The 22087-nt window shown below is 64.2% G+C and carries 22 protein-coding genes; 7 read left to right on the plus strand and 15 right to left on the minus strand.

Annotated features, from left to right (window positions below; genetic code table 11):
- Positions 1–115 precede the first annotated feature (115 nt).
- The 6 genes from rimP (at position 116) to typA (ending at position 8686) form a co-directional block, all read left to right on the plus strand.
- Complete coding sequence (gene rimP / locus HMPREF9710_RS17650; RefSeq protein ID WP_005668553.1) at positions 116–604, plus strand: ribosome maturation factor RimP; 489 nt, start codon at positions 116–118, stop codon at positions 602–604.
- Positions 601–2166, plus strand: a complete 1566-nt coding sequence (gene nusA, locus HMPREF9710_RS17655; RefSeq protein ID WP_005668556.1) for a transcription termination factor NusA — start codon at positions 601–603, stop codon at positions 2164–2166. The genes rimP and nusA overlap by 4 nt, the downstream gene beginning before the upstream one ends.
- A 44-nt stretch (positions 2167–2210) precedes the next feature.
- Positions 2211–5045, plus strand: coding sequence for a translation initiation factor IF-2 (gene infB / locus HMPREF9710_RS17660; protein ID WP_005668558.1), 2835 nt, complete (start codon positions 2211–2213; stop codon positions 5043–5045).
- 216 nt (positions 5046–5261) lie between these two features.
- On the plus strand, positions 5262–5690 hold the full coding sequence (rbfA, locus tag HMPREF9710_RS17665) for a 30S ribosome-binding factor RbfA (RefSeq protein ID WP_005668560.1): 429 nt from the start codon (positions 5262–5264) through the stop codon (positions 5688–5690).
- Entirely contained in the window at positions 5687–6613 is a 927-nt protein-coding gene (gene truB, locus HMPREF9710_RS17670; protein ID WP_005668562.1) for a tRNA pseudouridine(55) synthase TruB, read from the plus strand. The genes rbfA and truB overlap by 4 nt, the downstream gene beginning before the upstream one ends.
- 240 nt (positions 6614–6853) lie before the next feature.
- Positions 6854–8686: a translational GTPase TypA gene (gene typA, locus HMPREF9710_RS17675; protein ID WP_005668564.1), complete on the plus strand. Its 1833-nt coding sequence runs from the start codon at positions 6854–6856 to the stop codon at positions 8684–8686.
- A gap of 285 nt (positions 8687–8971) precedes the next feature.
- Here the strand turns inward: typA and HMPREF9710_RS17680 are convergent, their stop codons facing one another.
- From HMPREF9710_RS17680 to HMPREF9710_RS17690, 3 genes are all read right to left on the minus strand, one after another.
- Positions 8972–9565, minus strand: a complete 594-nt coding sequence (locus HMPREF9710_RS17680; protein WP_040777014.1) for a hypothetical protein — start codon at positions 9563–9565, stop codon at positions 8972–8974.
- Positions 9546–9773: a CHAP domain-containing protein gene (locus tag HMPREF9710_RS28425; protein WP_005668566.1), complete on the minus strand. Its 228-nt coding sequence runs from the start codon at positions 9771–9773 to the stop codon at positions 9546–9548. Before HMPREF9710_RS28425 ends, HMPREF9710_RS17680 begins: the two co-directional genes overlap by 20 nt.
- 159 nt (positions 9774–9932) lie before the next feature.
- Entirely contained in the window at positions 9933–10427 is a 495-nt protein-coding gene (locus HMPREF9710_RS17690) for an Hcp family type VI secretion system effector (RefSeq protein WP_005668568.1), read from the minus strand.
- Positions 10428–10714: 287 nt separating this feature from the next.
- Between HMPREF9710_RS17690 and HMPREF9710_RS17695 the strand changes: the two genes are divergently transcribed.
- Positions 10715–11173, plus strand: coding sequence for a hypothetical protein (locus tag HMPREF9710_RS17695; RefSeq protein ID WP_157225638.1), 459 nt, complete (start codon positions 10715–10717; stop codon positions 11171–11173).
- Positions 11174–11201: 28 nt separating this feature from the next.
- On the opposite strand, the gene fliD is transcribed toward HMPREF9710_RS17695, so the two are convergent.
- From fliD to flgC, 12 genes are all read right to left on the minus strand, one after another.
- A complete protein-coding gene (gene fliD / locus HMPREF9710_RS17700; RefSeq protein WP_005668572.1) occupies positions 11202–12530 on the minus strand; it encodes a flagellar filament capping protein FliD in 1329 nt (442 codons plus the stop codon).
- A gap of 142 nt (positions 12531–12672) precedes the next feature.
- Complete coding sequence (locus HMPREF9710_RS17705) at positions 12673–13716, minus strand: hypothetical protein (protein WP_005668574.1); 1044 nt, start codon at positions 13714–13716, stop codon at positions 12673–12675.
- A complete protein-coding gene (gene flgL, locus HMPREF9710_RS17710) occupies positions 13716–14627 on the minus strand; it encodes a flagellar hook-associated protein FlgL (RefSeq protein WP_005668577.1) in 912 nt (303 codons plus the stop codon). The genes HMPREF9710_RS17705 and flgL overlap by 1 nt, the downstream gene beginning before the upstream one ends.
- Positions 14628–14637: 10 nt before the next feature.
- Positions 14638–16017 carry a flagellar hook-associated protein FlgK gene (flgK, locus tag HMPREF9710_RS17715; protein ID WP_005668579.1) on the minus strand — a complete coding sequence of 460 codons (1380 nt, stop codon included), beginning with the start codon at positions 16015–16017 and terminating at the stop codon, positions 14638–14640.
- 101 nt (positions 16018–16118) lie between these two features.
- Positions 16119–16457: a rod-binding protein gene (locus tag HMPREF9710_RS17720; protein ID WP_005668581.1), complete on the minus strand. Its 339-nt coding sequence runs from the start codon at positions 16455–16457 to the stop codon at positions 16119–16121.
- Positions 16457–17566: a flagellar basal body P-ring protein FlgI gene (locus HMPREF9710_RS17725; protein ID WP_005668582.1), complete on the minus strand. Its 1110-nt coding sequence runs from the start codon at positions 17564–17566 to the stop codon at positions 16457–16459. Before HMPREF9710_RS17725 ends, HMPREF9710_RS17720 begins: the two co-directional genes overlap by 1 nt.
- A 10-nt stretch (positions 17567–17576) precedes the next feature.
- Positions 17577–18230, minus strand: a complete 654-nt coding sequence (gene flgH / locus HMPREF9710_RS17730; protein ID WP_005668584.1) for a flagellar basal body L-ring protein FlgH — start codon at positions 18228–18230, stop codon at positions 17577–17579.
- Positions 18230–19015 (minus strand): flagellar basal-body rod protein FlgG, encoded by a 786-nt coding sequence (gene flgG / locus HMPREF9710_RS17735; RefSeq protein ID WP_005668586.1) that lies wholly within the window; start codon positions 19013–19015, stop codon positions 18230–18232. The genes flgH and flgG overlap by 1 nt, the downstream gene beginning before the upstream one ends.
- 37 nt (positions 19016–19052) lie before the next feature.
- Complete coding sequence (locus HMPREF9710_RS17740) at positions 19053–19778, minus strand: flagellar basal body rod protein FlgF (RefSeq protein ID WP_005668588.1); 726 nt, start codon at positions 19776–19778, stop codon at positions 19053–19055.
- 9 nt (positions 19779–19787) lie between these two features.
- On the minus strand, positions 19788–20972 hold the full coding sequence (locus tag HMPREF9710_RS17745) for a flagellar hook protein FlgE (protein WP_005668590.1): 1185 nt from the start codon (positions 20970–20972) through the stop codon (positions 19788–19790).
- 14 nt (positions 20973–20986) lie between these two features.
- The gene (locus HMPREF9710_RS17750) at positions 20987–21670 is read right to left on the minus strand and encodes a flagellar hook capping FlgD N-terminal domain-containing protein (protein ID WP_005668592.1); all 684 of its coding nucleotides are present in this window, start codon (positions 21668–21670) and stop codon (positions 20987–20989) included.
- 2 nt (positions 21671–21672) lie between these two features.
- A complete protein-coding gene (gene flgC / locus HMPREF9710_RS17755; protein WP_005668593.1) occupies positions 21673–22077 on the minus strand; it encodes a flagellar basal body rod protein FlgC in 405 nt (134 codons plus the stop codon).
- Positions 22078–22087 lie beyond the last annotated feature (10 nt).

Here is a 22087-nt window from a genome sequence, read left to right on the forward strand (position 1 = left end):
TGATGCGCGTGAAATTGGTGCAAGTGCTTTCATCTGGTTGGGTTGTAAGTACAAAAAGATGGGCAGATGCCCATTTTTTTTTTGGTAAATCGTTTTAAAGCCCTGGAGAAGTGCCGTGCAGCAGTTTGACTTAATCGCCACGACAGTCAGTGGACTCGGCTATGACCTCGTCGATGTGGAGCGGGGCGAGCGCGGGATCCTGCGTGTATACATCGATTTCCCGGCTGCCGACGCGGACGAAAAGGGCCCGATCACGGTCGAGGACTGCGCCAAGGTGAGCCACCAGCTGTCGCACGTGCTGACCGTGGAAAACGTCGATTACGAACGATTGGAAATTTCGTCGCCGGGCCTCGATCGCCCGGTACGAACCCTCGCCGATTTCGCCCGCTTCGCCGGCCATGAGTGCACGGTCAAGCTGCGCGTCGCGGTGCCGGGCAGCGCGAACCGGAAAACCTATACCGGTATCCTGCGCGGCGTCGAGAACGACAAGGTCGGTTTGGAATTTGACAGTAAAGATGGCCCGGCGTTGATGGAATTTACGCTGGCCGAATTGGACAAGGCACGTTTGGTGCCACAGGTGGATTTTAGGAGTCGCAAAGCATGAGTCGCGAAATTTTATTGCTGGTGGATGCGCTTGCGCGCGAAAAGAACGTCGACAAGGAAGTCGTTTTCGGTGCGCTCGAGTTCGCGCTGGCACAGGCCACGAAGAAGCGCTATGAAGGCGAAGTCGACATTCGCGTGTCGATCGATCGCGACACCGGCGAGTTCGAGACTTTCCGCCGCTGGCACGTGGTGCCTGATGAAGCGGGCCTGCAGCTGCCTGACCAGGAAATCCTGCACTTCGAAGCCAAGGAACAAATTCCTGACATCGAAGTCGACGAATACATCGAAGAGCCGATCGAGTCGGTCGAGTTCGGCCGTCGTTTTGCCCAGGACACCAAGCAAGTCGTGCTGCAGCGCGTGCGCGATGCCGAGCGCGAGCAGATCCTGCAAGACTTCCTGGAGCGCGGCGATTCGCTGGTGACCGGCACCATCAAGCGCATGGAACGCGGCGATGCGATCGTCGAGTCGGGCAAGATCGAGGCGCGCCTGCCGCGCGACCAGATGATCCCGAAAGAAAACCTGCGCATCGGCGACCGCGTGCGCGCTTTCATCCTGCGTGTGGACCGCAATATGCGTGGCCCGCAGGTGATCCTGTCGCGCACCGCGCCAGAGTTCATCATGAAGCTGTTCGAACTGGAAGTGCCAGAGATCGAACAGGGTCTGCTGCAGATCAAATCGGCGGCCCGTGACGCCGGCGTGCGCGCCAAGATCGCCGTGTTCACGGCCGACAAGCGCATCGATCCGATCGGCACCTGCGTCGGCATGCGCGGTTCGCGTGTGCAGGCCGTGACCGGCGAGCTGGGCGGCGAGCGCGTGGACATCGTGCTGTGGTCGGACGATCCGGCCCAGTTCGTGATCGGCGCCCTGGCTCCGGCGAATGTTTCGTCGATCATGGTCGATGAAGAAAAGCACGCCATGGACGTGGTCGTGGACGAAGAAAACCTGGCCATCGCGATCGGCCGTTCGGGCCAGAACGTGCGCCTGGCGTCCGAGCTGACCGGCTGGAAGATCAACATCATGACCGCCGAGGAATCGGCGAACAAGGTGGCGCAAGAAACGGCCGCGATCCGCGCGCTGTTCATGGAAAAACTGGACGTCGACCAGGAAGTGGCCGATATCCTGGTTGAAGAAGGCTTCTCGAGCCTGGAAGAAATCGCATACGTGCCAATTTCCGAGATGCTGGAAATTGAATCGTTCGACGAAGACACCGTCAACGAACTGCGCACCCGCGCCCGTGACGCGCTGGTGACTGAGGCGATCGCTTCCGAGGAAGGTCTCGAAGGCATGGAAGAAGCTCTGGTCAATCTGGAAGGCATGGACCGCACCGTTGCCGGCAAGCTTGGCCTGGCTGGCATCAAGACGGTCGAAGCATTCGCGGCACTGGCCTATGACGAATTCGGCGCCATCCTGGCGTTGTCGTCGGACCGCGCCCGCGACCTGATCAAGAGTGAATTTAATGATGTGACCGACGACGAGATGAAACTGGTCGACAGCAAGTACGACGACCGGGCGAAAGCACTGCAGGCGAAAGCCTGGAGCCTGGCTGAAACGGCCAAGGCTTGAGCATTTCTTTATCATCTGTCGCGACACGTAGAAAAGAGGACTGAATGGCGAGTAACAACGTAGCCCAATTTGCCACCGAGCTGAAGATGCCTGCAGACCTGCTGCTGACCCAGCTGCGTTCGGCCGGCGTCGAGAAAAGCTCGACGTCAGATCCCTTGTCGAAAGATGATAAGGACAAGCTGCTGAACCATCTGCGCCGTACCCACGGCGCCGCCGATACCGGCGAGAAGAAGAAGATCACGGTGACGCGCAAGGAAACCAGCGAAATCAAGCAAGCTGATTCGTCGGGCAAATCGCGCACCATCCAGGTCGAAGTCCGCAAGAAGCGCACCTTCGTGCAGCGCGACGACCTGGTCACGACCAAGGCCCCCGAGGAGCCGGTGATCGACGCCGCCGAACAGGCGCGCCGCGAGGAAGAATCGCGCCGCCAGGCCGAGCTGATCGCCCGTCAAGAGGCCGACCTGCGCGAGAAGCAGGAACGCCTGGCCAAGCTGGAAGCCGAAGAAAAGGCGCAAGCCAAGGCGGCTGAAGAGCAGGCCAAGCGCGAAGCCGAAGAACAGGCCAAGCGCGACGCCGCCGACAAGGCTGCCGCCGACAAGGCCGCCAGGGAAGCCGCGGCGGGCAAGCAAGCCGCCGGCGCCGACGAAGCGGCCAAGAAAGCCGCCGAGGAGGCCCAGGCTGCCAAGGAAACCGCCGCCAAGGAAGCCGCCGAACGCGCTGCCGCCACCGAGCGCGCACGCAAGGCCGTGGCCGACGAAGTGGCGCAGATCAAGCTCATGATGAGCCAGCCACGCCGCGTGATCAAGGCGCCGGAACCGGCGCCGAAGCCAGCCGCTCCTGCGGCTGCCGCCGGCACGCTGCACAAGCCTGCCGATAAAAAGCCGGGCGAAGTCAAGAAGGACGACGCCAAGAAGCCGGGCGACAAGAAGTCGATCAAGTCGGCCAATGTGTCGTCGACCTGGTCGGACGACGCCAAGAAGCGTGGCGGCCCGAGCGTGAAGACGCGCGGCGGCGCCGGCGCCGGTGCCGGCGGCCGTGACGGCTGGCGCAGCGGTGGCCGTGGCGGCCGTCGCGGTCATTCGGACGATCGTGAATCGAACTTCCAGGCGCCGCTTGAAGCGATCGTGAAGGACGTGTTTGTACCGGAAACCATCACCGTGGCCGAACTGGCGCACAAGATGTCGGTCAAGGCATCCGAGGTCATCAAGCAGCTGATGAAGCTGGGCCAGATGTGCACCATTAACCAGGTGCTGGATCAGGAAACCGCGATGATCCTGGTGGAAGAGATGGGCCACAAGGCCTTCGCCGCCGCCGAGGACGATCCCGAGGCACTGCTGGCCGACCAGGGCGAGCACTCCGAGTTCGAATCGACTTCGCGCGCACCGGTGGTCACCGTCATGGGTCACGTCGACCACGGCAAGACCTCGCTGCTGGACTACATCCGCCGCGCCAAGGTCGCGTCGGGCGAAGCCGGCGGCATTACCCAGCACATCGGTGCATACCACGTGGACACCCCGCGCGGCATGATCACCTTCCTGGACACCCCGGGCCACGAAGCGTTCACCGCGATGCGTGCCCGCGGCGCGAAAGCGACCGACATCGTCATCCTGGTGGTGGCGGCGGACGACGGCGTGATGCCGCAGACGAAAGAGGCGATCGCTCACGCGAAAGCCGCCGGCGTGCCGCTGGTCGTCGCGATCAACAAGATCGACAAGCAGGGCGCCAACCCGGATCGCGTGACCCAGGAACTGGTCGCCGAAGGCGTGGTGCCTGAAGAGTACGGTGGCGAGTCGCCATTCGTGCCAGTGTCGGCGAAAGTCGGCACCGGCATCGACGACCTGCTCGAGAACGTGCTGCTGCAGGCCGAAGTGCTGGAACTGAAGGCGCCGACCGAGTCGCTGGCCCGTGGCCTGGTGGTCGAAGCCCGTCTGGACAAGGGCCGCGGCCCGGTCGCGACGATCCTGGTGCAGTCGGGCACCCTGAAGCGCGGCGACGTCGTGCTGGCGGGTTCCTCGTTCGGCCGCGTCCGCGCCATGCTGGACGAGAACGGCAAGACGATCGCCTCGGCCGGCCCGTCGATTCCGGTGGAGATCCAGGGCCTGACCGAAGTGCCGAGCGCCGGCGAAGAAGTCATGGTCATGGCCGACGAGCGCAAGGCGCGTGAAATCGCCCTGTTCCGTCAAGGCAAGTTCCGTGACGTGAAGCTGGCCAAGCAGCAAGCCGCGAAGCTGGAAAACATGTTCGAGCAGATGGCCGAAGGCGAGGTGAAGAACCTGCCGCTGATCGTCAAGACCGACGTGCAGGGTTCGCAGGAAGCGCTGGTGGGCTCGCTGCAGAAGCTGTCGACCTCGGAAGTGCGCGTGCAGATCGTCCATGCGGCGGTCGGCGGCATCACCGAGTCGGACGTCAACCTGGCGACCGCATCGAAGGCAGTCATCATCGGCTTCAACGCCCGTGCCGACGCCCAGGCGCGCAAGCTGGCCGAGGCGAACGGCGTCGACATCCGTTACTACAGCATCATTTACGATGCGATCGACGAGATCAAGACCGCACTGTCGGGCATGCTGGCGCCGGAGAAGCGCGAGACCGTCACCGGCCAGGTCGAGATTCGCCAGGTCATCCTGGTGTCGAAGGTCGGCGCGATCGCGGGCTGCCTGGTCACCGATGGCGTGGTCAAGCGTACCTCGTCGGTCCGCCTGCTGCGCAACAACATCGTGATCTGGACCGGCGAGATCGATTCGCTGAAACGCTTCAAGGACGACGCGAAGGAAGTGCGCGCCGGTCTCGAGTGCGGTCTGTCGCTGAAGGGCAACAACGAAATCCAGGTCGGCGACGTCCTGGAAGTGTTCGAAGTCACCGAAGTGGCGCGTACGCTGTAAGCCACGCCGTTGGCGTACCATGGGGGCCAGGACGCTTCGCGGCAATGTCGCGGAGGGCCTGGCCCTTTTTTATCACGTCATCCCCGCGCAGGCGGGGACCCAAGTTCGCTCGCTGGACGACTGCCCCCAGCAGAGCCACTGAACTTAGAAACTTGGGTCCCCGCCTACGCGGGGACGACGGTGAATTGAAGCTCACAAAAGAACAAGCAGCACATCATGGCTAAACACAGCAAAAGCATTCCACAGCGCGGCCTGCGCGTGGCCGACCAGATCCAGAAGGACCTGTCGGAACTCATCGCCTTCGAACTGAAGGACCCGCGCGTCGGCATGGTCACCATCAGCGAAGTCCAGCTGACCCCCGACTACGCCCACGCCAAGATTTATTTCACCCTGCTGAAGGACAGCGCGGAAGAAGTGCGCCAGACGCTGGAAGGCCTGTCCAAGGCGTCCGGCTACCTGCGCAACATGCTGGGCAAGCGCCTGCACATCCACACCTTGCCGTCGCTGCACTTCGTGCACGACACCTCGACCGTGCGCGGCATGGCGATGTCGGCCCTGATCGACCAGGCCAACGCCACCCGCGCCAAGGACGATCCGGAGTCGAATCCCGACGCGCAGGAAGCCGACCCGGCGGAGAAAGAGTGAACGGTCGTCCCGCGAAAAAACCGCGCGACCTCGTCGACGGCGTGCTGTTGCTCGACAAGCCGGTCGGCCTGTCCTCGAACGACGCCTTGATCCGCGCCAAGCGCGTGCTGAACGCGAAGAAGGCCGGTCACACCGGCACGCTCGACCCGTTCGCCACCGGCTTGCTGCCGCTGTGCTTCGGCGAAGCGACCAAGTTCTCGCAAGACCTGCTCGAGGCAGACAAGACCTATGAAGCCACGGTCCACCTCGGCATCATGACGAATACCGGCGACACCGAGGGCGAGGCCATCGAGACCCTGCCGGTCGACGTCACCGTGGAGCAGATCGAGGCGGCGCTGGCGCGGTTCCGCGGTCCGATCCAGCAGGTGCCGCCGATGTATTCGGCGCTCAAGCGCGACGGCAAGGCGCTGTATGAATACGCGCGCGAGGGCATCACGCTCGAGCGCGAGGCGCGGCCGGTGACGATCCACGCGCTGTCGCTGATCGACTACCAGGCGCCGTTCCTGAAGATCCGCGTCACCTGCAGCAAGGGCACCTATGTGCGCGTGCTGGGCGAGGACATCGGGGCCGCGCTCGGCTGTGGGGCGCACCTGAACGCGCTGCGCCGGATCGAGGTCGGTGCGCTGGACGTCACGGGCATGATCACGCTGGATGAGCTGCTGGCGCACCCGGACCCGCGCTCGCTGCTGCGGCCGGTCGATGCGCTGTTGTCGACCTTCCCGTCGATCGAACTGGATGCCGAGCTGGCAAGGCGTTTCCTGCAAGGCCAGCGCCTGGCGCTGGGCAAGGAAGATGTCGCCGTGCCGGAACAACAGGGCAGGGTGCGCATCTACCACGACGGCCGCCTGCTCGGCACCGGCCAGCTGGGCGAGTACGCCATCCTGGCGCCGGAGCGCCTGATCTCGACCGCGCCGGCAGCCTGATCGCTTTTCCATCGGGCATGTCACGCGGCTGTCACGGACGGCGGCTAATCTTCCACCACGCTGCCACCGTGACAAGCTGTTGAAATTCCGTTGAAAATTCGTGCCTTTCGGCGCCGAGATTCAGACTGGCCGGCTTACCATGCTATACTAGTCGGTTTCCGAAATCAGCAGTATCGGACTTGCAGTTCCAGTACACGCAGTTCCAGTACATTTCGTACACCACGTTACTTCTCAAAAATCATGTCAAACACCAAACGCGCGATTCGTAATATCGCAATCATTGCCCACGTTGACCACGGCAAGACCACGCTCGTCGACCAGCTGCTGCGCCAGTCCGGCACCTTCCGTGAAAACCAGGCCGTGGACACCCGCGTCATGGACTCGAATGATCTCGAGAAAGAGCGCGGCATTACCATTCTGTCGAAGAACTGCGCCGTCGAATACGAAGGCACGCACATCAACATCGTCGACACCCCGGGCCACGCCGACTTCGGCGGCGAAGTGGAACGCGTGCTGTCGATGGTCGACTCGGTGCTGCTGCTGGTCGATGCGCAGGAAGGCCCGATGCCCCAGACCCGCTTCGTGACCCGCAAGGCGCTGGCGCTGGGCCTGAAGCCGATCGTCGTCGTCAACAAGATCGACCGTCCGGGCGCGCGCGCCGACTGGGCGATCAACCAGACCTTCGAACTGTTCGACAAGCTGGGCGCGACCGACGAGCAGCTGGACTTCCCGATCGTCTACGCCTCGGGCCTGAACGGCTACGCCGGCATGGACGAAAGCGTGCGCGGCGGCGACATGAAGCCGCTGTTCGACGCCATCCTGAAATACGTGCCGGTGCGTGACGACAACCCGGACGGCCCGCTGCAGATGCAGATCACCTCGCTGGACTACTCGTCCTACGTCGGCAAGATCGGCATCGGCCGCGTCAATCGCGGCACCGTCAAGACCGGCCAGGATGTGCTCATCCTGAATGGTCCTGATTCGACCCCGATCAAGGGCCGCATCAACCAGGTGCTGAACTTCAAGGGCCTGGAGCGCGTGCTGGTCGACTCGGCTGTTGCTGGCGACATCTGCCTGATCAACGGTATCGAAGAAATCGGCATCGGCTCGACCGTCTGCGCCGTGGACACCCCGGAAGCCCTGCCGATGCTGACCGTCGACGAGCCGACCCTGACCATGAACTTCATGGTCAACAACTCGCCGCTGGCCGGCCGCGAAGGCAAGTTCGTCACCAGCCGCCAGCTGCGCGAGCGCCTCGAGCGCGAACTGAAGGCCAACGTCGCGCTGCGCGTGGCGCCGACCGACGACGACACCACCTTCGAAGTGTCGGGCCGCGGCGAGCTGCACCTGACCATCCTGCTGGAAAACATGCGTCGCGAAGGCTTCGAGCTGGCGGTGTCGCGTCCACGCGTCGTCTACAAGATGGTCGACGGCGTGCGCCAGGAGCCATACGAAAACCTGACCGTCGACGTCGAGGAAGCCAACCAGGGCGGCGTGATGGAAGAACTGGGCCGCCGCCGTGGCGACCTGCAGAACATGGAATCCGACGGTAAAGGCCGTGTGCGTCTGGAATACCTGATCCCGGCGCGTGGCCTGATCGGCTTCCAGGGCGAATTCATGACCCTGACCCGCGGCACCGGCCTGATGAGCCACGTGTTCCACGAGTACGCAGCGGTCGACAACAGCAAGGGTGACCTGGCCGGCCGTCGCAACGGCGTGCTGATCTCGCAGGACGACGGCGCCGCCGTCGCCTACGCGATCTGGAAACTGCAGGACCGCGGCCGCATGTTCGTCGAGCACAATACCCCGGTGTACGAAGGCATGATCATCGGCATCCACTCGCGCGACAACGACCTGGTCGTCAACCCGATCAAGGGCAAGCAGCTGACCAACGTGCGTTCGTCGGGCACCGACGAAGCGGTGCGCCTGGTGCCGCCGATCCAGATGTCGCTGGAATACGCCGTCGAGTTCATCGAGGACGACGAACTGGTCGAGATCACCCCGAAATCGATCCGCCTGCGCAAGCGCTTCCTGAAAGAGCACGAGCGCAAGAAGGCCAGCCGCGAGGCGTAAGCGAAATAGTCCAGGGTGCTCCGTCGCCCCAGGGCGAAAAAAATCCCGCTGCTTGCAGCGGGTTTTTTTTTGCCGGCGGCGGTAGGGTGGACGGCTACGCCGTCCACGTGGTGATGGTTGGCAGATAATTCATCCGGCACAAGATCGGCATCGATAACTATCACCGCGTGGGCCGTCCACGCGGCGATGGTTGGCTTCCGAACGACCACGCCTGAAAGCGGAGCCGTGGTTGACTTCAAAGCGGGTTCGCTTACCGAGGAGTCAACCAGGAAGGGTTGGCTTTATCTATTTTTCTCGAAGGTCACGAAGCGATGCTTTAATCTCTTCTGGAAGTGCGTCGAGATCGATACGCTGATTGGTTATCTCGACACGAAGCTTATATGCTCCACCGAACGCATTCTTCATCCGCGTTGCAAAATTATTCGCAAGCTTTTGGACAATATGCTGCGGAAGCTCTTCATCGAATAGACGATCTGCGAAAGACTGCCGGGCGTCCGCGTCGATGAGCTGACACTCATGCCCGTTGACTACCAGAAGAAGCCCATAGCCCCCAGCGCTGTACCTTGGAAAGTCTGGGGGCTCTGGCTTGCTCCTGATCTCGTATCCGTTGACGAGATAGAAGGTTCGTCCGGTCGCGTCGCCAGCCAGGCCGAAAACAAACCAAACCCCGCGCATGTGCTGATTTCCCGAGAGGGCCTCGCACTTTGAGACGACTTGCTGCGGCACAGGTTCAAAATGGATCTTGGTGGGTTCGTAGCGCAAGCCGATGAGCGGATCTTGAAGAAAGCGAGGCTGAGCCTGAGCCTGAGCGAAGAACGGTCCGCCCGCGATGAGGAACATGGCGAGCGCGACAAAATGCTTAAGGGCGATAGAAGACATGGGCGGGCCTCTTTCTTCGGTAGCCGGGGCCGGACCAAAAGTCGATCTGGCGAAAATCGGAGATCCAAATGCGTCCATCAAAAGCGGCGATGTGCCCTGAGGGGTTTCCGCCCTCGTAAGGCTGAAGCACAACAACGTCGCCTTTCATGGGAATAAACTTGTCTGAGTCTTCGACCGTCAGTTGATGAAAGCCGAGGCGCAGCAGCATAGGCCCCCAATCCTTGGCGTCAACGGGATGCGCTCCTTTCGTGTGTGCGCCGCCGGCAGCCAGAGCCTGGCGAACGAATCTAGCGCATTTGCGTTGGCTCCGCGCCTCCGATTTCTCGCGAAGATGCGCTGTAAACCTTTCTACATCGATGTACATGGCCTAGCACGCGATCCGATTCTGATTCAGATCCCAGCCGCCTAGCGTGGAGCCGCCGCTGCCGCCACCGATCTTTTGCTGGCTGTAGCGCCACTTTACCCTTGAGAATTTGAGGCACACATTCTCGGACAACAATGAGCCGGCCTCGATGCTCGGGGTGATCTGCCCGACAAGAACGTTTTCAAGCTCGATCTCGAAATACTTGATGGGCTTGCCGTCCCCGTCGGCGCGCATGAATTCAAACTTGGCTTTCGGGATGGTTTTGCCGGTAGCGCAGGTCTGCATCAAGATGGGCGAAGCCAAATCCGCGATCTTGTGAAACATGATATCGTCAAGCTCGCAGCGCTCGGCAGTGTGTCCGCCCGCCGATGATACGCACGCCGAACGCGGTTGCATGATCCCCCAATGGACTGAGCTGCATTCGATCCAGTCCTTATGCCCGCTGTCCTGGGACTCGCCCTTAATCCCATCAATTTGCAGATAGACGTCGCTTGCCATGGAACCTCCGAGAATGTTGATTTCGAGGCCACATTCTTGCCCGGCTCTGCAGTAGTAGAGTTGGCGGGCCTCAAGGTATATCCCGTTGGGTCACTCGCCGTCGGCCGGTATTGGAGTGATATCAGTGGAAAGGCAACCATGGACGCTCCAGAAGTTCCTTGCAAGTTAAAACTGACGCCCGACAAGCTGCTGATCCCGGCGGCTGGCATGGCCACCCAGAGATTTCCAGGCAACGCTGGAAAGCCCCTCGGCCAAGAAGACCAAGAATGAACATATGAGGACAAGCGATGAATGGGCTACGACTCCTTGGTTTCGCAGGAATGCTGGCGGCCATGTTTGCTAGCGGTATGGCATTTCAAAAACTTGGAGCACCAATGATGCAGAACGCGACTCACTTGGAACTACAGGAGCCGCTCCTGCTGGAAGTGCTCACACCTGAAGCACAGCAGAGGGCCTACCACATGCTGCCTGCAGGAACCGCTCTTTACAAAGATTACGCGTTTCCCGAAGGGCATACCCGGTACATCGTCTATGTGAACATCAAGGCGCCGGTCGCAACCAGGACAGTCGTCTCCGACAAGCCGAACTTTACAGCGCCGCTCTGGGGCGAGCCAGTGAGACCCGAAGACCTTCCTATGCTGCTGGCGAACACGCCGGTGTCCAAGGCCGATCTTGTCCGAATACTGAAGGCCCGAAAGATGACGCGTGAAGAACTGGCGCAGATTGTCAGGGAGTGGCAAGACTAAGAACCACTCCCGATACCCCTATACGATATCAGGCCATGTAATCGAACGACGACATCGGTCGCCCGAGCCCGCCGCCGAACAGCAGTCCGCCACCGCTGCCGGCCAGCTGGTATTGCTGGGCCATGAGCGTGGCCTGGCGGGTCACGGTGTCGATCACCTTGTCGCGCTGCTCGAGCAGGCGGTCGCGCTCGCGCATCACGCTGGCCGCCTCCACCCCGAGGCTGCCGCTGGCGCCGATCTGCTTGTTGACCTGATCGACCAGGCGGTCGGCCAGGCCGCCCTGGTCGCTGAACACCTTGTTGGCGCGCGCCGGATCGGCGGCGATGGCCGCCTTGAGCTTGTCCTCGTCCAGCACCAGCGCGCCATCCTTCTGGGTGATGCCGAAGCCGGCCAGGTCGCGCACGCTGCTGCCGTTGACGATATTGCCGATCTGGGCCCGCATCCGCAGCAGCGTGGCGTCGGAGCGGTCGTCGCCCATTTCCAGCTTGCCCAGCTGGGTGTTCAGGTCATTGAAGGCCTTGACGAAATCCTTGACGTTGCCCGCGATCGCGGCCGGATCGCTGCGCACCTCGACCTCGCTCTTGCCGGTCTCTTTCAGGGTCAGGTCCAGGCCGGGGATGGCCTCGGTGACCGCGTTGGTGGCGGACGTGACGGTCTTGCCGTCGACCACCAGGCGCGCATCCTGGGCCGCGGCCACCTGCTGCATGCCGCCTTCCGTGCCCGGCTGGTAAGCGAGCAGGCCCCCCAATACCGGATCGCCGGCGACGCTGACGCGCATGCCGTTGGCTGCGCCCGTTGCGCCGGTCAGGCTCAGCGCATAGCCGTCGCCATCCTTGGCGACCCCGGCATCCAGGCCGGCTTCGCGCATGGCCTTGGCAATGCCTTCGAGGCTGCTGTTGCCCGGATCGATGCGCACCGTGGTCTTTTTGGCATTCGCGCCGGTTCCGGTCTCGACCGTGATCACGCTGGCGCCGCCGGTTCCCAATGCCGCGTCCTTGTCCGCCACCGCCCTGGTCTCCAGCGTCTGGCCCTGGGCCAGTTGCTGCACGTCGATCGTATACTTGCCGGGGTTGGCGGAAGCGGCGCTCAGCTTCGCCGACAGGGCACTGCCGCTGGCGCTCGCCAGCATGTCGAGCTTGCCGCCGGTGAGGCCGGCCGCGACCGAGCGGAAGCCGTCCAGCGCCAGCGCCATCTTGCCGATGGACGACAGGCGCGCGTCGTCGCGCTTGACCTGGGCATCGATGATCTTCAGCCCGGGATTCTGGGCCAGCAGCGATTGCGTCAGGTTGGTGCGGATGTCGCCGTATTGGCTGGCGGCGGGCTGGGACGCGAGTCCGGTGGTGGAAGTTGTCAGCATGGCTCGATAATCCTGGTCGGGAATGTCGTGCAACCGAAGGTTGCTACCATTGCTTTATCGCATGAAAATGCAGCCGTGACCAGTCATCGATTGTATCGGTGGCCGGAACGGTCAAGTCCCGGCCATCCTGGTGCAGCTCAGCTCAGCGCAGGCCGAGCAGGGCGTGCACCCGTTCGCGGCTGACGCCGACCAGGGCCGAGGTGATGGCCAGCAGCGACTCGTAGTCGTGGCTGGCGGCGGTGGAAGCGAAGTCGCCCGCGATCATGGCCAGTTCGGCGCTCGGGATCTCGGGCTGGGCGCTGCGCGCCATGGCGGTGCTCAGCGCCAGCGAGGCGGCGTCCTGCGAGCGGCGCACCCGGGCCAGCGCCTGCACCACTTCGCGCAGGCTCTGGCGCAGGGCGTCGGGGTTGCCCAGTTCCCATTCTTTCGGCTCGAGCGAGGATGGCAGGGCGACCGTGTCGACCCGGCCGCGGCCGGTCACCGCGATCGCATCCTTGACGCCGGAGAACGTCGATTCGCTGGTGCGGAACACCAGTTCGCGGTCCTGGTCGAGACCGGCGCGCACCTTGACCGGGGCCAGGGTGCGGTCCAGGCGCCGGGCGATCTCTTCCGGCGTCATGCCCGGTTCGATCGTGGTGGCCAGTTGCGGGCCGCCGGCGCTGCCGACCGAAAAGCCCAGGGTCTGCGTGCCGCCGGCCTTGAGCGAGGCGATGTCGAGGCCCTGGATGCGGAAGCGCTGCTGGGCGCCCTGCACCGCGTCGAAGTCGAGCTGGGCGTCGAGGCCGTCGCCGGCCTGCTGGCGGCGCGCCTCGAGGGCGGCGCTGAGCTGGCGCACGCGCGCTTCGAGTTCGCGCGAGGCGGCGCCGCGGCCCGACAGGCGCGCGCTGAGGTCGGCCTTGAGCGCTTCGAGCTGGCTGGCCATGCGTTCGAGGTAGTCGAGCGCCTGCTGGGCGCGCGCCACTTCGCCCTGGTTCTGCTGCATGCCGACGCCGCGCCGCAACGGGCTCGCCGTCGGCGCGCTGCGGCTGACGGCGCGGTCGGCGGAGCTCGCCGGCGGCACGGCATGGGCGCGTCCGGTGGCCGACGTACTCTGGGCGCCGGTGTTGCCGCTGACGGCGCCGCCGTTAGGGTTGGCGCCGCTGGCGGTCGTCGTGCTGGTTGGTCTGAGCAGTGCTTCCATGGCCATCAGATCGCATTGAACAGGCTCAGGTTGCCGATCTTGGCATAGGCCTTGTAGGTCGCCTGCAGGGCGGTCGAGTAACCGTTGAGTTCAGTGGCGGCGACGCCGACGTCGAGCGCGCCGATGTCGGTGATCGCCATCTTGTTCGACAGGCTGATGTTGGCGTGGTTGTCGTCCAGGGTCTTGATGATGTTCTGGCGTCCGCCCAGGTCGGCGACCTTGCTCGAGATCAGCGCCTGCGCATCGTCGAAACCGTTCAGGTTGGCTTCGAGCACGGCGCGCACGGCCGGGTCGTTGGGCGTGGCGCCCGGTTGCGACATCACCTCGATGGTGGCGTCGATCTGGTTCAGCAGCTTCTCGAGGCCGGCCAGGTTCTCGTTGGCGGGCTGGGTCAGGCCGTTGCCGACCACGACCAGCTGGGCATTGGTATTGGCGGCGAAGCTGTAGCGCGCGCCGGCGTCCGCGTCCGCGTCGAGCGCCAGCGGCGCGGTCTTGGTCGCGGTGCCGGCGAACAGGTAGTTGCCTTCCTCGTCGATCGTGTTGGCGGTGTAGAACAGGCTGTCGCGCAGCGATTGCAGCGGCGCGATCATGGCCTTCAGGTCGTCCGGCGTGTTGGCGCCGTCCAGGGCCCAGACCAGCTGGTCGCGGCCCGGGATCATCTCGGTAACCATATTGCTCAGGTAGCCTTCCGACTTGGTCAGGCGCAGCTGGAGCGAGGAGATATTGCTGCGGTACTGGCCGACCGTGGACTCCTCGCGCGCCAGGCGCGACAGGCGCACGCTGTCGACCGGGTCGTCCGACGGCAGCAGGATGCGCTTCTGGGTGTCCAGCTGGCGCATGATGTAGCTGAGCCGCTCCTGGTTGTTCTGGAGCGACTGGTTCATCGTCGATTGGTATTGGGCAGTGGCGATACGCATGCTGCTCTCCTTATTGCATCATGGCGAGGGTGGCGTCGAACAGCGAATTGGCGATCGAGATCACCTGCATGTTCGCCTGGTACATGCGCTGGAACTCCACCAGCTTGACCGCTTCCTCGTCTTCGTTGACGCCGCTGGTCGACTGCCAGTCGTTGATCGACTGGACGCGCACGGTCTCGGCGGTTTTCAGCGCGGCCTTGTTGATCTTGCTGTCCACGGCCAGCTTGCCCAGCATCTGGGTGTCGGCGTCGCTCAAGAGGACTTTACCGATGCCCGGCAGGGTGATCGATTCGCTCTTGAGGGCGGCCAGCTTCTGCAGGTTGCCGGTGTCGCCCGGCTCGCCGTCGCTCGAGAAGGCCAGGTCCTGGGCCTTGAAGCCTTCGACCGTCTTGAGCATGTTCGCGCCGCCGCCTGGGGTGTAGACGAACAGCGGCGTGCCGTTCGGCTCGTCGGCAGGCGAGGTATAACCACGCGCCAACTGCTCGTTAACGAGGGTGGCGATCTGCTCGGCCAGCGAGTCGACGTCTTCCTGCAGCGGCAGCAGGGTGTTGATCTCGAACTGGGTCAGGCCGCCCAGCTGGCCGCCCATCTTGCTGGCGTCGAGCGCGAAAGTCGAGCTGGCGAAGGTGATCGAGAACCCCTGCGGCGAATCTGCGGTCGGGGCCGCTTTAAGGGTGCCGCTCATGCTGCCGATCACCAGTGCCTGGCCGCTCTTGAGCGAGACGTCGCGGCTGCCGTCACCATTGTCCGATACCTCCAGCGCCATCTTGCTCGACAGATCGTCGATGGCCTGGTCGCGCGCATCGATCAGGCTCGACGCCGACACGCCGCTGGCCTGGGTCTCGATGATCTGCTTGTTCAGGCGGGCGATGGTGGCGATGTCGACGTTGGCCGAGTCGACCAGGGCGCTGCGCTGCTGGCGCACCGAGGTCAGCTGGGTGTTGAAGACGTTGTTCAGGCCATTGAAGCGCTCGCCCATCAGGCCTGCCGCGGTCAGCACCTGCTGGCGCAGCGGGGTCGAACCGGGGTCGCCGGCCACCGCGTTGATCGCCTTGAAGAAGTCGTCGATGCCGGCCGACAGGCTGGCCGAGGCGTCGCTCATCACGCTCTCGAGCTGGGTCAGGTAGGGCTGCGACTGCGAGTACATGCCCTGCTCGGAATTGGCGCGCCACATGGCCTGGGTCTTGTAGTTGTCCGAGAAGCGCAGCAGCGAGGTCACCTGCACGCCATTGCCGGCCGAGCGGCCGCTGGCATCCGGACCGACCGCCATCAACAGCGCCGACTGGCGGGTATAGCCCTTGGTCTGCAGGTTGGCGATGTTGTGGCTGCTGGCCGACAGTGCGAGCTGGGCGGCGAGGGCGCCCGACAGGGCATTATTGATGATCGTCATGATGCGAATTCGTCCTCGATACAGGCTTAACCTGCGTTAACCTAACAGGGCGACCGATTATTGCCGTTTATTAAGTATTAGATGTAAATCGGGTCGACCGCTCAGCGCTTGCCGGTGGTGGCGCCCGGCACCAGCTGGCGCAGGATAGCGTCGGCGATGCCGAAGGCGCGCTGGCCGGCCATATTCCCGGCCAGCAGGTCGTCGGCCATGTCCTGCATGTCCTGGTTGACGCGGTTGTTGAACACGCTGTCCTCGGCCGCCATCGCGCGGGTCGAAGAACGCATCGTGCGCAGCATGTGGCTCACGAAAAAGCGCTCGAATTCGACCGCGGCCTGGGTGGCTTTCGCCACGTAGGCCGGGTCGGGCTGGTCGGCGGCGGGCGCGACCGGCGCGTCGGTGTTCGGGGTCAGGCTGCCGTTGCGAAGATCGTCGATGCGCATCAGATCACCACCAGTTCGCCTTCGATCGCGCCGGCCTGGTCCAGGGCCTGCAGGATCGCCATGATGTCGTCGGGCGAGGCGCCCAGGCTGTTCACGGTGTCGATGATGGTTTGCAGGCGCGCGCCCGGCGGCCAGCGGAACATCTGGCCCGAGCCCTGGTCGACCGACAATTTCGATTCCGGCGTCACGGCGGTCTGGCCGCGCCCGAACGGGCCCGGCTGGCTGACGCGCGAGCTCTCCGAAATGATCACCTTGAGCGAACCATGGGTCACGGCGGCCGCCTTCACGCGCAGGCCGTCGGCGATGACGACGGTGCCGGTGCGCGAGTTGAACACGACTTTCGGCACTTCGATGCCGGCTTCCACGCTCATCGCATTCAGGGCGGCCACAAAAGCGACGCGCTCGGTGGGATTCTCCGGCGCGATGACTTCGACGCTGGTGCCGTCCAGGGTGGTGGCGATCGGACCGTAGCGCTTGTTGATCGCATTGACCACGTTGGTGGCGGTCTCGAAATGCGGCTGGCGCAGGCGCAGCATCACTTGCGGGCGGGTCGCGAAGTCGGTCGCGATCTCGCGCTCGATCATGGCGCCGTTGGGCACCCGGCCGGCGGTCGGGGTGTTGACGGTGACCGAGGAGCCGCTGCGGCCGGTGGCGTTCAGGCCGCCGACCACCACATTGCCCTGGGCCAGGGCATAGACTTCGTTGTCGGCCGCGCGCAGTTGCGTGAGCAGCAGGGTGCCGCCGCGCAGGCTCTTGGCGTCGCCCAGCGACGAGACGGTGACGTCGATGCTCTGGCCGCGGCGGTAGCCGGGCGGGAAGGTGGCCGAGACCATCACGGCGGCCACGTTCTTGTTCTTGGCGTCCTCGCCTTCCGGCAGGCGCACGCCGAACTGCTTGAGCATATTGATGACCGACTGGCTGGCGAACTTGACCTGGGTCGAGTCGCCCGAGCCGTTCAGGCCCACCACCAGGCCATAGCCGACCAGCGGATTCTCGCGCACGCCTTCGACGCTGACCAGGTTGCGCAGCGCTTGCGCGGCCTGGACGGGCAAGATGGCGCAGCCGAGGACGGCGGCGACCATGAGGGGAACAATGCGGCGCAGGTTCATGATGTCGACCTTAGAATGGCATCAGGGGGCTGTTGAAGAAGCGCGTCAGCCAGCCCGGCTGGTTGGCCTCGGCCAGCGCGCCGCGCGCCGAATAGGCGATGCGGGCATTGGCCACGCGCAGCGAGGACACGCGGTTGTCGGCGTCGACGTCGGCGGCGCGCACGAAGCCCTTCAGGCGCACGAATTCCTCGCCCTGGTTCAGCATCAGGTTCTTTTCGCCGGCCACGCGCAACAGGCCGTTGGGCAGCACTTCCTGCACGATCACGGTCAGCGAGCCGGACAGCGCATTCTGCTGGGTGCTGGTAGCGTCGCCCTGGAAATCGCGGTCGGCGGTGATGTCGACCGCCGCCTTGTCGTAGACCTTGCCCAGCGCGGCGAGCGGAGAAATGCCAATGGAAGACCCCTTCGAGATGCTGGTGCCGGCGCGCTTGCTGGCCTGGGTCGTCTCTTGCAGGATCACGGTGACGGCGTCGCCTACGCGGTAGGCGCGGCTGTCCGAGGTCAGCGAGACGGTGTCGGCGGTGAACACGCCGCCCGAGACGCCGCCGCGCGCCATGCGCTGCAGCGGCATGTGGTCGTCATCGTCGTCGCGCATGGCGACCTGCGCCGGCGTGGCGCAGCCGGCCAGCACCATGACGCAGAGCAGGGCAGCCAGGGCTTTCATCAGCGCGCCGCCTGCGACAGGTATTGCAGCATATTGTCGGCCGCCGACAGCACCTTGGTGTTCATCTCGTAGGTGCGCTGGGCGGCGATCATGTCGACCATCTCTTCGACCACCTGCACGTTCGAGCCTTCCAGCGCGCCCTGCTTCAGGGTGCCGAAGGCGGCGTCGCCCGGACGGCCTTCGTTCGGCGCGCCGCTGGCGGCGGTTTCCTGGAACAGGTTGTCGCCCAGGGCCAGCAGGCCGGTCGGGTTGATGAAGGCGGTCAGGTTGATCTGGCCGATTTCCTGCGGCGCCGGCTGGTTCGGGAAGGTCACCGAGACCACGCCGTTCTCGCCGATGGTCACGCCGCTGGCATTTTGCGGGATCGTGATCTGCGGGACGATGGCCAGGCCCTGGGCATTGGTCAGGGTGCCGTTCGGATCGACCTTCAGCTGGCCGGCGCGGGTGTAGGCCGGTTCGCCGTTCGGGCGCAGCACCTGCAGGAAACCGTTTCCCGAGATGGCGACGTCGAGCGGCTGGCTGGTGGTCTGCAGGCTGCCGTTGGTGAAGGCTTTCTGGGTGCCGACCACGCGCACGCCGTTGCCGAGCTGGACGCCGCCGTTGACGGTGTTGTCGGCGTTCTGGGCGCCCGGCTGGGCGTCGACCTGGTAGAACAGGTCTTCGAACACGACGCGGTCGCGCTTGAAGCCGACGGTGTTGACGTTGGCCAGGTTGTTGGCGATGGCCTGCAGCTTGGCATCCTGTGCCTGCACGCCGGTCTTGCTGATCCACATTGCTGGATTCATGGTTGCTCCCTAATTAAGTGTCGCCTTATTTCGCGATTCAGGCGCCGATGAGCCGGTTGCCCGACTCGTTCATGCTGTCGCTGGCCTTGAACATCTTCATCTGCAGTTCGAAGCTGCGGTTCAGGCTCATCACGGCCACCATCTCCTCGACCGCCGAGACGTTGCTGCCTTCGAGGGCGCGGCCGCGCACGGTGACGTTCGGGTCGGCCGCGAGCTGCTCGCCGTCGCGCGTGACGATCAGGCCGGCTTCGTTCTTGGCCAGCTGGGCGCCGTCGGCGCTGACCAGCCGCAGGCGGTCGATGATCTGGGTGAGGGTGCCGCCTTCGGGCATCACCGAGATGGTGCCGTCGCCCGCGATATCGACCGCGGTGTGCGGCGGCAGCACGATCGGCCCGCCCTCGCCCAGCAGCGGGCGGCCACCCACCGACAGCGCGCCGTTGGCGTCGATGTCGATCGCGCCGGCGCGGGTATAGGCTTCGCCGTTGTCGAATTCCACCGCCAGGTAGCCGTTGCCGTTGACGGCGACGTCCAGCGCGCGGCCGGTGTCGCGCACAGTGCCGTTGCGGGTCGAGACGGCATCGGCCATGCCGCGCGCCAGGTGCACGTCGTCGTAGCCGTAGCCGGCCAGCGCCTGGCTCGAGGCCAGTTCGATATTGGCGCGAAAGCCCGGGGTGTCGGCATTGGCCAGGTTGTTGGCGCGCACCTGCTGCGCCTGCAGGGTGCGCTGGGCGGCGCTGACGGCGGTGAAGATGAACTTGTCCATGGCCTATGCTTACAGCGCCTGCATCAGCGACTGCATCATCTGGTTCTCGGCGGTGATCACCTTCGAGTTGGCCTGGTAGTTGCGCTGCGAGGTCATCAGGCCGACGAGTTCCGAGGTGATGTCCACGTTCGAACCTTCCAGCGAGCCCTTGGACAGCTTGCCGCCCAGTCCTTCGCCCGGTACGGTGTACAGCGGCGCGCCCGAGTTGGCGTTGGCGACCCAGGTGGTGTCGCTGGTCGGGACCAGGCTGCCCTCGTCCGGGAAAGTGGCGAGCGCCACGGTGCCCACGACCTGCTGCTGATCGTTGCTGTACTTGGCGACGATCGAACCGTCCTCGGCCAGTTCTACGCCGATGAAGGTGCCGGAAGCGTAGCCGTTTCCGCGGTTCGTCGTCGTGGTTGCCTCACCGCCGAATTTCGTCGTGCCGGTATAGTCGAAAGAAACGGTGACAGGATTTGCGCCAGGGACGTTGAAGGTCAAGGCTCCGCTCATCACCGAATCGGCTTCCAGCTGGGCGTCCTCGTCGAAATTCAAAGTATGCGTGACAGTCGGGGCGGCGCCATTGACGCTGTAACGCACGCTCACCGTATTGTCGTCGGTCTTGATGAAATATTGCGATACCGTGTGCTGGCTTCCCAGCGAGTCGTACACCACGGACTGTTTGACCATGTTGTAGCTGTTTGCATTGGCCATATCGAACGGCGTCACGGTCGGAACTTTCCAGTCTGCAGACATATTGCCCGTATAGCTGACCTTGTCACTAGGCTCAGCCGGAATTTGACCGGTCGGAACAGCGATATCGCCAATCGCGCCACGCACGCCGTTGACGGTCGGGCCATAGCCCTGCACGCGCTTGCCGGTGGCGTCGACCAGGTAGCCGTCGGCATTGGTGTTGAAGATGCCGACGCGCGAGTACGAGACCACGCCCTGGGCGTCGCGGCTGGTGAAGAAGCCGCGGCCGAGGATGGCGGCGTCGAGGCCGCGGCCGGTGGTCTGCAGGCTGCCGTTCTTGCCGATGTCCTGGGTCAGCGAGCCGACCTGCACGCCGTTGGCCATGTCGCCCGCGTACACCGACGAGAAGTTGGCGCGGCTGCTCTTGAAGCCGTAGGTGCCGGCGTTGGCGATATTGTTCGACAGGGTGTTCAGCTGCTCGTTGATGGCCTGGATGCCCGACAGGGCGATATTGAAGCTCATGGGGAATCCTTTGCTTAGTTGGTCAGCGCCAGGTCGGCGGACGTGTTTTTACCGTTGAAACCCGTGATCCAGCCCGGCTCGACTTCGCCGACGCCGGCCACCTGCATCAGGATGCCGCCGGTCGAATCGAGGCGCACGCTGTTCAGGCGGCCGTCGATCTCGATCGCCGGCTTGGTGCCGTCCGACGACTCGGCCGCGATGCTGTACTTGCCGGCCGGCAGGCCGAGCTGCGCCGGGTCGAGCGTGAATGCCTGGCCGCCGGCGCCGTGCGGCGGCAGTTCGATCCTGGTCTGCTTGCCGGCGACGTCGGTCAGGATCACATGGGTGAGGGTGCTGGCGCCTTCCAGGCGCACGCTGCCGGTGATCGCGGCGTCGCCCAGTTCCACGCGGCTGGTCTCGACCGAGACCTGGCTGCCGACCTGGCCGCCCATCGCCAGCACCTGCAGGCTCTGCAGCATGGTGGCGCTGGCGGCCGTGGTCTGGGTCATGTTTTCCAGCGCCTCGGTCTGCGACAGCTGCGACAGCTGGTTGACGAAGGTGGCCGGATCGGACGGGGCCAGCGGATCCTGGTTGCGGATCTGCGCCACCAGCAGCTTGGTGAACATGTCCTTGTTCTCGCTCATCGGCACGCCGGCCGGGCTGGTGCTGGTGCTGCTGTAATTGCTGCTGAAACCGAAGTTGTTGGTGGTGGTGACCATGATCAGCTTTCTCCCATGCGGATCAGGGACTGCTGCATCGACTTGATGCGGCCCATGACCTCGACGTTCGTTTCGAAGGCGCGCGAGGCGGCCATCATGTCGGCCATCTCGGCCACTTCATTGACGTTGGCGTAAAAGACCATGCCGTCGGCGTCGGCCAGCGGATTGTCCGGCTCATGCACGCGGCGCAGCGGTTCGCTCGACTGCACCACGTCCAGCACCTGCACCTTGGCCACGCCCTCGCCGTCGAGCACGGCGGAAAACACGGGCTTGCGGGCGCGGTAGGCCTCGGCCTCGGTGGTGGCCACGGCATTTGCGTTGGCCAGGTTGCTGGCGATCGTGTTCATGCGCACGGTCTGGGCCGCCATGGCCGAGCCGGCGATCAGGGAAATGTCTTTGAAACCCATTCAGCGCTCC

The sequence above is a fragment of the Massilia timonae CCUG 45783 genome, assembly GCF_000315425.1.
In the GTDB taxonomy this organism is placed as follows: Bacteria; Pseudomonadota; Gammaproteobacteria; order Burkholderiales; family Burkholderiaceae_D; genus Telluria; species Telluria timonae.